Raw genomic sequence first — 13,379 nt, forward strand, 5'->3', positions numbered from 1 at the left:
AATAGAAACATACTTATTCATGGAAACTAGCGTTATTATTTTTGTTATGTATAGATTCCATTATATATGGAATCACAATTATATTTTAGTTACTTTTAAAGGATGCATCCGAATAAATATAAGAACCGAGAGCAACACTAATCATAAAACTATTGTGTGAGGTATTAATAAACATGAAACAGATCATCCTCTGGTCACTCTTGATAGTGCCTTGGCTTTCCTTGTTTTTTTTGAAAATGGATACTGTCCGCAGATACATGCCGGTCGCTCTTTTTATGACCGTTATTCATACCTTGGCCTATCAAGCGGCTCATCATTATGGATGGTGGAATGAGACAGGTTCTAGTCTGTTCGGATGGGATAAAATCATTCCGGTTCCTTGGGTATATGGAGCCTATTTAGTGATTGTTATCTGGGTATTTCATTTTACTTATGAGAAGTTTTGGATATATTTGATTGTTAATATCCTTTTGGACGGGGGATTTATGTACATAGTTTACCCAATATGGCAACGGCTAGGAATGGTTTCAAGTAAATCGAGTTTGCCTACAATAGCTGTTGTCGCTATGATGGTCGGTTTTTCGTTAATCATCTATTTGTTTCAACTGTGGCAGGACGGCGGGTTTAAACGGTCTAGTGCAAAACGTGTAGATGATTAAGAACTGACTTAGTGTCACATTTTAAAAATGGATTTTGAACTCTTAATTCTCTAAACGATTTCCATTTGTTTAATAAATGCTTAATTTGAGTATTGAAATATATTTAGAATAAATAATTTTCAACAGCTAATGGCTCTAAACTAGTTAAAAATAAGCCAAACTGATAATAATCAATTTGGCTTATAAATTCGACTTACAATTTATTCTATAGTAATCAATCCATCTATTTCTTTTATTAGAGATTCAATTACTTCTGTCTGTTTTTGATTAGGACTAATTAATGGCTTCTGACAAAATTCTTGTAAGGAGATACCTCTAATCATCATCGCCTTTTTTGTAATAGGGATAAACGGATTACCAATATCGTATAGCTCCATCATTTTATTAACGATCTTTTGTATAAAGGCTATTTTTTCAAAATTATTCGCGTCAACTGCCTTTACCCATTTTGAAAAGATTTCTGGATATACATTTGAAAGTCCACCGATGCATCCATTTCCTCCACTGAGAATATTGTGGGCAAAATTCTCATCAAAACCAGAATAAATGATAAAGTCAGGAAATTCATTTCGTACTGTTTGAATTAACTTTCTCGTATGGGCCATCTCTGTAACTGTATCTTTGTATCCTTTAATATTTTCATGCTTCCGTAGGAGACTAAGAGTAACCTCTGGGGACAAATCATGACCAGTTCTTACAGGGAAATTATATAAATAAATGTCACCTTTTACTGCATTTGCAACTTGATCATAATAATATTCAATACTTTCATCTGAGAGTGCAAAATAGTATGGGCTAATAATCATGACTCCATCCGCACCAGCATCTATTGCATAATTAGAAAGAGCAATCGTTTCTTCCAAGCACATACAAGTAGTTCCTATATATATTTTTGTTTGATGCCTTACATGGTTAACCACTAGGTCAATTAGTTCAACCCTTTGATTGTACTGCATAGAGAAAAATTCCCCGGTACTCCCCATAATAACTAAGCCGTCTATTCCCCCGTTAATTAAGAAATCATAAATACTTTTGTTCGCCTGATGATCCAAATTCCCTTCAGCATCAAAAGCAGTAACTACAGGTGTTAAAAACTGAGCTTTTTTCATAGGTCTCTCCTTTTTCTTATTCTTAACCCCATAACTCCTAACATCTATTTTTTATACTTCTTTCTCAATCTTTTCATTTAAAGCTTTCATACCAGCATTTAAAACTTCGATGATTCGATTCGTATCGTAAACACTACCCTTCCAAGTACCTCCGCTAGCCGCTTGAAGCGCAGCCCATAAACGTGTGTCATCTGGCAAACCAGGATTCGGTTTAAGGTCTGGATGCAGCTTACGTGCTTCTAAAAGACTTTCTGCCTCTTCATTATTCAAACTTTTGTCTTTTGTTCCAACGAAGTTAACAGATCCAACTAAATTTTCCCGATCTACAATAATCTCAATCATATCCCCATGGCGTAACTTACCTATCGGCCCCCCTGCTAGGGCCTCTGGTCCAACATGACCAATGCATGCCCCTGTTGAAACACCAGAAAATCGTGCATCTGTTATCAAGGAAACATGCTTTCCATAAGACAAGTGCTTTAAAGCAGATGTTAATTGATACGTTTCTTCCATCCCTGTTCCTAATGGGCCCCCACCCATCACAACCATAATGTCCCCAGCTTCAATTTCACCTAACTTAATTGCTCTTATAGCAGATTTTTCAGTGGTAAAAACTTTAGCTGGTCCTGTATGGCGATATACGCCATCTTCCCCAACTACAGTTGGATCAATAGATGTTGACTTTATAACAGAACCCTCTGGTACTAAGTTTCCTTTTGGGAACGTTACCGTTGAAGTTAAGCCCCTGTTTTTAGCCTGAACGGGACTCATGATGACATCATCCGGTTGAACTCCATCATGTTCGAATAATAGGTTTCTAAATATTTGACGGCGTTCAGATGTTTCCCACCAATCAAGATTTGCTCTAAGCGTTTCTCCCGTCACTGTAAGAACCCCTTCGTGAAGGAGTCCTAATTTTCTTAGTTGAAGCATAACCTCAGGTACCCCTCCAGCTAAGAAAACCCGAACAGTTGGGTGATTAGTTGGCCCATTTGGCAATACACTAACTAAACGAGGAACTTTTTTATTAATTCTTTCCCAATCATCGACTGTCGGTACTTTACATCCAGCTGCATGTGCAATAGCTGGGAGATGCAGCAACAAGTTTGTAGATCCTCCAAAGGCAGCGTGAATAACCATCGCATTTTCAATTGCATTATCTGTAATAATATCCTTCGTAGTAACTCTTTTCTTTTCCATTTCCAATGCCGCTCTTGCTGACTGTTTTGCAATTTCTTCCCAGACCTGCTGACCAGAAGGTGCCAAAGCAGAGTGGGGCAATGCCAATCCCAGTGCTTCTGCAACAACTTGGGCTGTTCCTGCTGTTCCTAAGAATTGACATCCTCCTCCAGAAGATCCGCATGCTACACAACCAAGTCTTGCAGCCTCCTCCAATGAAAGCTCATTATTTGCAAATCTCGCACCAATTGTTTGAACTTGTCCAGCATCCTCTCCTTTTGTAGGAGGGAGAGTAGAACCACCTGGAACAAGGATAGTTGTACGGTTATGCATGGAAGCGAGCGCCATCATTGTCGCCGGCAAGCCCTTGTCACAAGTAGCAACACCTATTACAGTACGTCCAGTTGGGAGGGAGCGAATTAACCGTCTCATTACGATAGCTGCATCATTACGGTAAGGAAGCGAGTCAAACATTCCTGGTGTTCCTTGAGACCGACCATCACATGGGTCACTTACGAAAGATGCAAAAGGCACCCCGCCCAACTTAGAAATTTCTTCAGCAGCAGCCCTCATTTGAAGTCCTAATTCGTAATTACCGGTGTGGAAGCCTAAAGCAATCGGTGTGCCGTCTTGATCACGAATGCCACCCAATGTTCCTATGATCAATACTTCTTTTCCAAGTAATTTGGCAGGGTCCCACCCCATACCAGCATTCATAGTCATCCCAAAAATATCTCCGCTCGGACGTTCTCTTAACATTTCAGGAGTTAATGGTAAGGAACCCTCTGGTCCAGCTGCATGTGTCCTTATTTTATAAATTGCTTTATTGGTACCGAAAATAGAATCTATCGCCATAGTAAACCTCCTCTGATTTTTTTATTTAATGAACGTAACAGAGAATGCTGATTTAAAAATGACTATAATACCTTTTGTAATCAGCATTTTTATAATCAACCACTATTATTGGATTTTTTATTTCGTTTGCTTTTTTAAGATATTTAGAATGATAAGATAAATCACTTCTTCTACCTAAATGACCAGCTAACTACTATAATTCTTCATAGGCAAAATAATCAAAATCAGCAGGTACACTTCCCCCGCTCGTGTCCTGACAGTGTAAACCAACAAATGCTCCAGTAAATCCATTAAGTCTGACATAATCATCTGACAACTTATAAGACTCAAAGATTGCAGGAATATCCGTCCAAGTTTTGTTGTCAAAAGAGTAGGAAAAATGGTAGGTATGCACCCTAACTTTTACTCTTAAATGAACATACTCAACCGTATCTGGAACTTGAATTTCTGTACCTTCAAGCGGTTGTGAGAAAATAAAGTTATCGCATCTAACAATATCAAGAATTCTTCCCTTTTCTTCATTCCAAGTGATTTGTATAGATGTCCAGTTCTCGGTATTGTAATAACAAACTAAACCTGCAGCCTGCTGGTAAGTAGTAGGTTGGAAAGAAACTGCTGTACTCGCATTGAAGTGAAGCGACTGCCAGCGACGGGCAACCATTGCTTGCGTAAAGCAGGACGTTAACGATTCTTTACCATAAAGTCGTAGATTTCCTGGTTTATCTGTCAAGGACATTATATCTTCTGTTAAAGGAATCCGTAGTGACTGAAAGTGATGATTAAGGGTAGTGCTATCAAAGTGGTCAATTGGTTTAAAATCCTGCTCCCACTTTACTTCCTCCATTTTTGGTGCTTCTACGTCATTTGAGCCTTGTTTTCCACCAACAACATATGGCCAACCGTCTCTCCATTCCAGTTTTTGAATAGCCGTTTCTCTTCCAAGTGGGCAAAACCCACGAAAATCCAACACAGGTTTATCATCATGTGGCAGTGGTCTACCAGTCAGGTGGGCTAAATACCATTCATTTGTATGTGTTTGTACAATTGAAGCATGACCACATTTTTGCAATAGGTTTCTTGGGTCGTGCCAAGAAGTAAGAAACGGGTGATCTGGATGCAGTTCATATGGTCCATCAATATTTTTAGACCTGACTAGAGTTGCAGTATGCGCATATCTTGTTCCACCTTCTGCTGTTAGTAAATAGTAATAACCGTCAATGTAGTATAAATGCGGTCCTTCTGTCAGCTTGATGTCTGTACCTTCAAAAATCACCTGTGACTTCCCAATTAAACGTTTTTTCTCAGGGGAGTATTCTTGCATAACAATACCGCCAAATGAGTGTTTATAGGTCCTCTGATCCCAAAGCATATTAACAATATATTTTCTTCCATCTATATTATGGAAAAGAGAAGGATCAAAGCCTGAACTATTTAAATAAATCGGGTCTGCCCACTCACCATCAATTGTTTCACAGGTTGTTAAATAATTATGGGTATCTTTCCATGCACCTGAATGCATTTTTACATCAGAGTAAATAAGCCAGAATTTCCCGTCGGCAAAAGTTAAGCACGGTGCCCATACGCCGCCTGAATTTGGATTTCCTTTCATATCAATTAATGAAACTCGATTTAACGGGCGCGAAATAATATGCCAGTTGACTAAATCCTTTGAATGATAGATTTGTACTCCAGGAAACCATTCAAATGTTGATACTGCAATATAATAGTCCTCGTCAACCCTACAAATACTTGGATCTGGATTGAAGCCTTTTAATACTGGATTCTTTATCGTTGTCATGTTCATCATCCTCTCTTATTTAATTCAGCAAGCACTCTTTTGTGTTCTTTTTCATCTAACTTATAGAAGAAAATTGCAACAAGCTCGATGATAACAAACACTGCAGGTATCACAGTCATTGTTATTAAAATACCGTTTAATGCTGTTAAAGTTTGAGCTTGATTAGCGACATAACCAAACTTTGATAAGATTAAGCCCGGAACAATTCCTCCTATTGCCATACCAAACTTGAAGAAAAATCCAACCAATGCATAAATGACACCACTCGCCCGTTTACCTGTTTTATACTCCCCATAATCAATGGTTTCCGGAATTAATGCCCAAGTAAATGCACCTGCTGTTATGGTACCTAATGCCGATACTAAACGCCCTGCAAACACAAGTGGAACCATTGTTGCAGGAATCATGAATAAGGCAATTAAGCCAACTGCCTTCAAAGCTAGAGCAGTGAATAGCAACTTTTTCTTTCCCATCCATTTGTATAGCATTGGCATTAATGGCATTAGAACAAGAGCTGGAAGCGTTCCCATTAAACCGTACCACTTTACTAAATCTGGTCTTGCAACATTATAAGTGACATAGTAAATTCCAACTGAATTGACAATTGAGTTAACACCAAAATTTAAAATAAAGAAAAAGCAAACAATTAGTAGCGGACGATTTACCTTTAGTTGAAGAAAAATATCTTTCACATTAACCTTTGCTTCTTTCGAGTGATTTATTGGAACTCGTTCTTTTGTATTCTTGAAGCTATAAATTAGCAGTAAAGCTCCTAAAATACCCATGAGTGACATTGTAATTTGCCAGCCACTGCTTGTTTTCCCAGTCATAGTAGTAAAAATCCCAGCCAAGAGAGGTACTCCAAAGGAGACAATTAATCCACCAGTATTTGAAAATAGCATTCTAATAGACGTTAAACTGACAACTTCTTTATTGTCTTGAGTAATTGCTGAAGTAAGTGCTGCATAAGGAATGTTTATTACAGAATACGTGATTGATAATAGTGTATATGTTATATAGGCATACACTAACTTCATAGGGTCAGAAAACCCTGGAGTTGTGAAACAAAGGATGGCTACACCTGCAAATGGAAAAGCTCCGTATAAAAGGTAGGGACGAAATCTTCCATATTTCGTATTCGTTTTATCCACAAAAATTCCAATAAGTGGGTCTGCAATTGCATCAATCATACGAACAATGAGGAACATTAATCCAGCTGCTGCAGCAGTAATCCCAAAAACATCCGTATAGAAAAATAACAAGTAACTGCTTACTGTTTGATAAATGAAGTTGCAAGCTAAATCTCCGGTTGCATAACCAACCTTTTCCTTCATTTTAATTTTTCCCTTAGGTACTGCTGGTATTTTCTCAGCAAGACTTGTATTCATCCTAATCCCCCTTATAAACCTTATTTTTACTTGAAGCAAATAACATTTAGGTACATGAGGTAAATCGACTTAGTTCGTTTATTAGACGAACTAAGTTTACAAAATGATTACTTCTTTTGCTGTTCCCCTCTTTCTTGTAAAATACTGTTCCATTCTAAACTATGTTCAAACAGCTTTATTTTGTTTTATATTATAAAACAGCATTTTATTATTTAGATTATTCGTCCAAATTATAACACCTTCTTAAAAAGAAAGCCATTTCATTTCTGAATTTTTAGTTAAATATTTGCTTAATATATAATTTACTTTTATAATAACGATACTTTGTTTTATATTATAAAACTAAAAGGAGAGTTGACTATGCCCCTTATTCAATCGGTCCAACGGGCACTTAAGATACTAGATTTATTCAATGAACATACAACAGAACTGAAAATTACGGAAATAAGTGAACGAACGGGTCTTCATAAAAGTACTCTTCATTCTTTGCTGAAGACCCTGTTGGAAGAGCGTTATATTAGTCAGAATAACGAAAATGGAAAGTACAGATTAGGACTTAAACTGGTGGAACGAGGTAATGTTGTTGTTAATACATTGGATATAAGACAAACTGCTAGAAAATATCTTCTATATTTATCAATGGAAACCGGTCAAACTGCACATCTCGGAATTTTAGATGGTCAATATAGTGTGTATATTGATAAGGTAGAGGGTAAAAAGGCGGTAATCCGCTATTCCCAAATAGGAAAAAGAATCCCCCTTCACTCTACAGCACTTGGTAAAACCCTTTTGGCTTATCAGTTGCCTGAAGATATTAAACGTTTGTTAAATAGTTACGAATACACCCAACCAACTGAAAATACCATTACGAATGAAGCAAACCTATTAAAAGAACTTGAAAAGGTACGTGCCCAATATTATGCTGTTGATAATCAGGAAAATGAACAAGGTGTACGCTGTATTGCTGTACCACTTTTAAACCATGAGAATAAAGTAATTGCTGGCATCAGTATCTCCACCTTAACTGCTAGGGTTAATGATAGTGAATTGGATGAATATATTACCTTACTGAAAAAATCCGGGCAAGAACTATCAAAGCAATTGGGTTATCATGGACTATAGCCTTGAAGGAGTCTATTATCTTACTACAGTAAAAGAGTGATTTGATTATAGCTTAGCTTTTTAAAAGGTAGCTAAACATTAAAGATAATGATTATGTCTAGCTACCTTATTCTCAATAATTAAAATCTGATAAACTTCTACGCTATTTATATTACTCCATCTTACGTATAGTTATTTGTCGTAATGCACCGCTCGAGATATATTGATAACTAGCACCGCTTATGCATCAAATAACCATAATCTCTCTCGCAAATCATCTAAAACCTCTTCAGGCAATTCCTTGACCTTGATATCTCTACCTAAAAAAAGCAACCAGTTTGTCCATTCAGTTAATTCCTCTGGGTTTTTAACGTTAATAAAAACCTTTAGAATAGCTGCAGTTTGATAAGGATTCGTATAAGAAATGGATACCTTTAGTGGATGGTATTTTTTATATTGTGCAATCGCCCTTGGACCAAGTTCCAAGACAATATTGTATACTTCCTGCTGTTTACTTAGTTTTTCTAAAATTTTTTTCTTACTTACTCTATTTTTTGTAGGATATGGTTCTACATTGGTGAGATTGTCGACAGGAATAATTCTCCTCTTTTCGTCTTTTAAATCAAAGCATTCAATTATCCATAGACTTTTTTCACGGTATAGATGCAGGAGAAAAATTGGATAAGAGCTTATTTCCTTCTCCTCTTTAATGCTAATCAGTAAATAGCTATCCAAAAGTAGTGTTTGGATAAGTTTCTCCAATGTTGGATGAGGAAGGTCCGATAAATCAAGGAGATCAGGATTATGAGGGTTGGTTCCTTCAAACAGTAAAATTTGATTTAAAAGCACTAAATCATCTTGTTGATTTTCTGAAAGAAGGCCAAGTAACTTTTCAGCCAAAGACTGTCTGCTCTTAAGATATGGAAGCTGTTGATTTCTTGTTGCCATGAAGGCAATAAAAAGAGCTTTGATTTCACTATCGGTAAAGTGAACATTAGGCAAAACAGAGTTGTTCATTACATAATATCCTCCGTCCCTTCCAACCTCAGCAACAAGCGGCATTCCCATACTTTCAATTTCTTTGATATCTCTGGTAGCTGTTGAACGAGAGATATTAAATTCTTGCATGATTTCAGAAATTGTAAAATGGGCACGATTATTAATATAGCGCATAACAGTATTAATCCGTTCAACTTTTTTCATAAAGGATCTCCTAAACAGTATCATTTTTTGACATGATTAAAGGTTATTATAAACACATCAAGTGAAAACACAAGTCATTTGAAAAATTTCAAGAAGGAAGGTTTTGAATATGGCAGAGTATACTTTAGAAGAAAAAGAAAGCTTTACGGTTTTAGGTTTGGGAATTGAGCTAAAAAGCGATTATACAGACTATGCCGGTATAAATAAAGAAAAGTCAGATTTTTGGGAAGCTGTCAAACAAGATGGAAGACTTAACACTTTAAAAGCACTCGCTACAAATGACTATATTTTTGCTGTTAACGAGGCAGTGAATAACAAAATGATGCATTATGCCGGTGTCATGTCAGAGGAAACCTTACCAGAAGAGGAATCTAGAGTTATCCAATTTCCTAAAGGATTCTATTTAATTGTCAAAGGAGAAGCACTGACAGCTGAGGAGCTAAGCAATAAACTTACTGGGATTGCCTTTGGTCAAGTCTTGCCAGAAGTACAGAATATCGCTTATGTTGGTGGACCAAACGCAAGTGTTGAGATGGAGCAGCGAAACGGTTTAATATATGGTGAAATGTGGATTCCGGTTGTTAAGAAATAAAAGCTAATAGCAAATGTGATTACAATTGACTTAGAGTGCTGTAATTTGTATTTGTTCAGTCAGGATATTCCTTCTAATAAGATTATCCTGAATGAACAAAAAATTAGCTTTTAATGTTTTATAAGCGTTTTTAACTCTTTTTAGTTGAGAAGCTGTTAAATGCTTCTCTTTTCCCGGTAACTATTTCTACCATACCATCATGATATTCTACTTGAACAAGCTTATGTGCCAGTTCATTACTTCGACCTAGCTAAGAAGCTAACACATTTAGTCCTGACATGATTATTCCTCACGTTTTACATACACTTGCTTGCGAACGAGAGAATCATTCACTTATGATACGGTTCCCCCCGATTAATCCGAAACGCCCGATAAACCTGCTCCACCAATATCAAGCGCATAAGCTGATGGGGAAAAGTCATCTTACTGAAGGAAAGCTTGTCGTCTGCCCTTTTTAATACTTGGCTGCTCAAGCCTAGCGAACCACCAATAATGAAGGTTACTTTGCTTTTTCCATAGGTTGCGAGCTTATCCAATGTTTCGGCAAGCTCTTCGGAGGATTTTTGTTTACCTTCTATGGATAATGCGATGACATGAGCGTCAGCCGGCACTTTTGCAAGTATCCTTTCCCCCTCTTTGTCCTTAACTTGAATCATCTCTGCCTCACTTAAAACCTCTGGGGCTTTTTCATCTGGCACTTCAATTATTTCTATTTTAGAATAACTTGATAGTCGCTTTGTATATTCTTCTATTCCTTGTTTTAAATATTTTTCTTTTAATTTCCCAACAGTTATAATCGAGATATTCACAGTTATTCCTCACTTTACAAACAATATATCCACAGAAGTTATCCACATATCCACATTTTTAATCCACATATAGTATGGAATCACTTGTTCGCCACAATATATATTGCGTTATTTTTACAATATTCACAGGTTGTTGATAACTTTTTTTCTTCGTCTATTTTCTCTAAAGACGGGAATGTTTCATACTCATTAACGATTGTATCTATTGCTATATCAACATGTTCCTCGCAGCTGTATATCATACTCATAAACTCCTTTGTTCTGTTCAGTTCATTTATTTCTTTTTTAGTCTGTGGATATTTTTGCTTTTTATAATCAAAACAAGTTATCCACACTCCATCTTACCATTCCTTGCTGAAACTGCAACTTCTTCAGGAAATAATTGTCCACAATTAATAATCAATACCTTTTTTAATAAAACAAAAAAGGAGGGACAATCTCCCCTCCTTTACATCTTATCTTCTGCTAATGTAAGTTCTGTTGTTTTCTCTTTACCTTCACGATAATATTTAATTTTAAGCTTATCGCCGACTTTTTTATCTGTATACAAATGCTTGCGAAGTTCTACTAAATCGGTAATCTCCTCACCATCCAGTTCAACAATAACATCCAATTCTTTTAAGCCTGCCTTTTCTGCAGGAGAATTAGGAGAGACTGATTTAATGGCAACACCTGTAGTTAAGTCTTTTGGCAGCTTAAGCGCCTCTTCTTGATAATACCCTGGTATATCGCTCACAGACTCAAGCTCAACTCCCATATAAGGGCGTTGTACTTCACCATTCTGCTCGAGGTCTTCTATTATGGGAATGGCAGAATTAATAGGGATAGCCAAACCTATTCCCTCTACAGAGGATTCAGAGATTTTCATACTGTTAATGCCAATAAGCTGACCCTTAATATTAACTAGTGCTCCTCCACTGTTACCTGGATTGATTGCCGCATCGGTTTGAATAACCTCTGATTGCCAGTCAGCAACTCCATCATTATTGATATCAACTGGAATTGTCCTGTCGAGCCCAGAGACGATTCCTTGTGTAACCGAACCAGAAAAGGTTAGACCGAGGGGATTTCCGATAGCTATAACTGGTTCGCCTGACTTAAGCGCGTCTGAATTCCCGAACTCAGCAACCTTCGTAATTTCCTGTGAACTCACCTTAAGCACTGCCAAGTCAGTCCATATATCGCTACCGATAAGCTCAGCACTAATTTTTTTACCGTTTGCAAGGGTAACCTCAAGCTCTGAAGCTCCTTCTACAACATGGTTATTTGTTACGATATAAGCAGCATTTCCGCTTTTGCGATAAATAACTCCAGAACCTGTGCCTGCCTCGGATTCACTTGCATCTGCCCAAAAACCTGACTCTTGTAAATTTGTTATTCCGACAACTGCATCAGCAGCAATATCAACTGCTTTTGTAACATCTGTATCAACATCAACAGTTACACCTTGTGTGATTCCACTGTAATTTGTTCCGCTGTTTGAACCTTGCAGCATGGACAGTATTCCTAATTGGGATAAACGGGGAAGCAACAGGACAATGATTAATGCCCCAATAATTGCACCAACTAAGCCAGCAAAAAAGTAGCCTCTGCGTTTTCGCTGAGGTCTGCTCCGTTTATATTCTTCATAACGAAATTCCTCATCATTTGCCATCTTTAATACCGCCCTTCCTTCTTTAACAATGTTTTTCTTAGTATGTCCTTATTCTTTAAAGACAACGCTATCTTAGCAAAGCTGCACCTATAATTACCTTATTAATTTTTCCTATTTCTCGTAAAAACAAACTAAGTAATGAAGGAAGTTGTAGTCCATAACCATTTTATTAAGCTGAAATCTTGCTTATGACTTAAAAGCTGAACAAAAAAAGCAAGCAGAATAATTCTGCTTGCTTTCATTTAGATGGCCATTAAGTTTGTCGGTTTTTTAGGATCTGTATCAAACAGGCCTAACTGATCTGATAACTCAATACCACGCTGTTCTAAAGTTTGTGTCACTGACATCCTTGCCAAATCTTTAATGTTATTATCCATGCTTAAATGTGCCAAATAAATGTGCTTGGTGCGGTCACCGATGACCTCACTCATTGCAATAGCAGCATCTTCATTGGAAACATGGCCAACATCACTCAATATCCTTCTTTTAATATTCCACGGATATCTTCCCATTCTGAGCATTTGTACATCATGATTGCTTTCAAAAACGTAGGAGTCAGCATTGCGGATAATCCCTTTCATGCGGTCACTCACATAGCCAGTGTCCGTTATAAGCACAAGCTTTTTATCTCCTTGATGAAAAATATAAAACATTGGCTCTGCCGCATCATGGGAAACGCCAAATGATTCAATGGAGACATCTCCAAATGTTTTGACTGTTTCCATATCAAATTGAAACTTCTGTTCAACCGGTATTTCCCCAATTAGAGGCTCCATTGCCCTCCACGTCTTTTCATTAGCGTAAATTGGCAGCTTATACTTTCTCGCTATAATGCCAACACCTTTAATATGATCACTATGCTCATGTGTAACGAATATACCAGACAGCTTGTCCATTTTTCGGTCGATGCCTTGGAACAGTGTTTCCATCTGCTTTCCGCTCAAGCCTGCATCAACTAAAAAAGCATGTTCCCCTGATTCTACATATATAGCATTGCCTGTACTCCCACTCGCGAGAACACTAAAATGCATG

At 37.2% G+C, this 13,379-nt stretch carries 12 protein-coding genes; 3 read left to right on the top strand and 9 right to left on the bottom strand.

Going from position 1 to position 13,379, the window contains the following annotated elements; genetic code table 11:
- Positions 1-173: 173 nt before the first annotated feature.
- Complete coding sequence (locus tag MKX82_RS19830; RefSeq protein ID WP_341079302.1) at positions 174-659, top strand: hypothetical protein; 486 nt, start codon at positions 174-176, stop codon at positions 657-659.
- A gap of 200 nt (positions 660-859) precedes the next feature.
- On the opposite strand, the gene MKX82_RS19835 is transcribed toward MKX82_RS19830, so the two are convergent.
- The 4 genes from MKX82_RS19835 to MKX82_RS19850 all read right to left on the bottom strand — a co-directional run bounded on the left by MKX82_RS19835 (position 860) and on the right by MKX82_RS19850 (position 6,988).
- Positions 860-1,768, bottom strand: a complete 909-nt coding sequence (locus MKX82_RS19835) for a dihydrodipicolinate synthase family protein (protein ID WP_341079304.1) — start codon at positions 1,766-1,768, stop codon at positions 860-862.
- A 51-nt stretch (positions 1,769-1,819) separates the two neighbouring features.
- On the bottom strand, positions 1,820-3,802 hold the full coding sequence (locus MKX82_RS19840; protein WP_192486407.1) for a YjhG/YagF family D-xylonate dehydratase: 1,983 nt from the start codon (positions 3,800-3,802) through the stop codon (positions 1,820-1,822).
- Between the two features lie 193 nt (positions 3,803-3,995).
- Complete coding sequence (locus MKX82_RS19845; RefSeq protein ID WP_341079305.1) at positions 3,996-5,600, bottom strand: glycoside hydrolase family 43 protein; 1,605 nt, start codon at positions 5,598-5,600, stop codon at positions 3,996-3,998.
- A gap of 5 nt (positions 5,601-5,605) precedes the next feature.
- Positions 5,606-6,988, bottom strand: coding sequence for an MFS transporter (locus MKX82_RS19850; RefSeq protein ID WP_341079307.1), 1,383 nt, complete (start codon positions 6,986-6,988; stop codon positions 5,606-5,608).
- Between the two features lie 360 nt (positions 6,989-7,348).
- Here MKX82_RS19850 and MKX82_RS19855 point away from each other — a divergent pair, with 360 nt between their 5' ends.
- Entirely contained in the window at positions 7,349-8,110 is a 762-nt protein-coding gene (locus MKX82_RS19855; protein WP_192486404.1) for an IclR family transcriptional regulator, read from the top strand.
- Between the two features lie 219 nt (positions 8,111-8,329).
- On the opposite strand, the gene MKX82_RS19860 is transcribed toward MKX82_RS19855, so the two are convergent.
- Positions 8,330-9,292, bottom strand: coding sequence for a helix-turn-helix transcriptional regulator (locus tag MKX82_RS19860; protein ID WP_341079310.1), 963 nt, complete (start codon positions 9,290-9,292; stop codon positions 8,330-8,332).
- Positions 9,293-9,401: 109 nt separating this feature from the next.
- Here MKX82_RS19860 and MKX82_RS19865 point away from each other — a divergent pair, with 109 nt between their 5' ends.
- Positions 9,402-9,884, top strand: a complete 483-nt coding sequence (locus MKX82_RS19865) for a GyrI-like domain-containing protein (RefSeq protein WP_192486402.1) — start codon at positions 9,402-9,404, stop codon at positions 9,882-9,884.
- A 329-nt stretch (positions 9,885-10,213) separates the two neighbouring features.
- Here the strand turns inward: MKX82_RS19865 and rlmH are convergent, their stop codons facing one another.
- From rlmH to MKX82_RS19885, 4 genes are all read right to left on the bottom strand, one after another.
- Positions 10,214-10,693 carry a 23S rRNA (pseudouridine(1915)-N(3))-methyltransferase RlmH gene (rlmH, locus tag MKX82_RS19870; protein ID WP_341079313.1) on the bottom strand — a complete coding sequence of 160 codons (480 nt, stop codon included), beginning with the start codon at positions 10,691-10,693 and terminating at the stop codon, positions 10,214-10,216.
- Positions 10,694-10,773: 80 nt separating this feature from the next.
- Positions 10,774-11,028 carry a CxxH/CxxC protein gene (locus MKX82_RS30425; RefSeq protein ID WP_445738835.1) on the bottom strand — a complete coding sequence of 85 codons (255 nt, stop codon included), beginning with the start codon at positions 11,026-11,028 and terminating at the stop codon, positions 10,774-10,776.
- A gap of 113 nt (positions 11,029-11,141) precedes the next feature.
- Complete coding sequence (locus MKX82_RS19880) at positions 11,142-12,347, bottom strand: S1C family serine protease (protein ID WP_233319055.1); 1,206 nt, start codon at positions 12,345-12,347, stop codon at positions 11,142-11,144.
- Between the two features lie 242 nt (positions 12,348-12,589).
- Entirely contained in the window at positions 12,590-13,378 is a 789-nt protein-coding gene (locus MKX82_RS19885; RefSeq protein WP_192486398.1) for an MBL fold metallo-hydrolase, read from the bottom strand.
- Position 13,379 lies beyond the last annotated feature (1 nt).

The organism is Niallia sp. FSL R7-0271 (genome assembly GCF_038005785.1).
GTDB lineage: Bacteria > Bacillota > Bacilli > Bacillales > Cytobacillaceae > Niallia.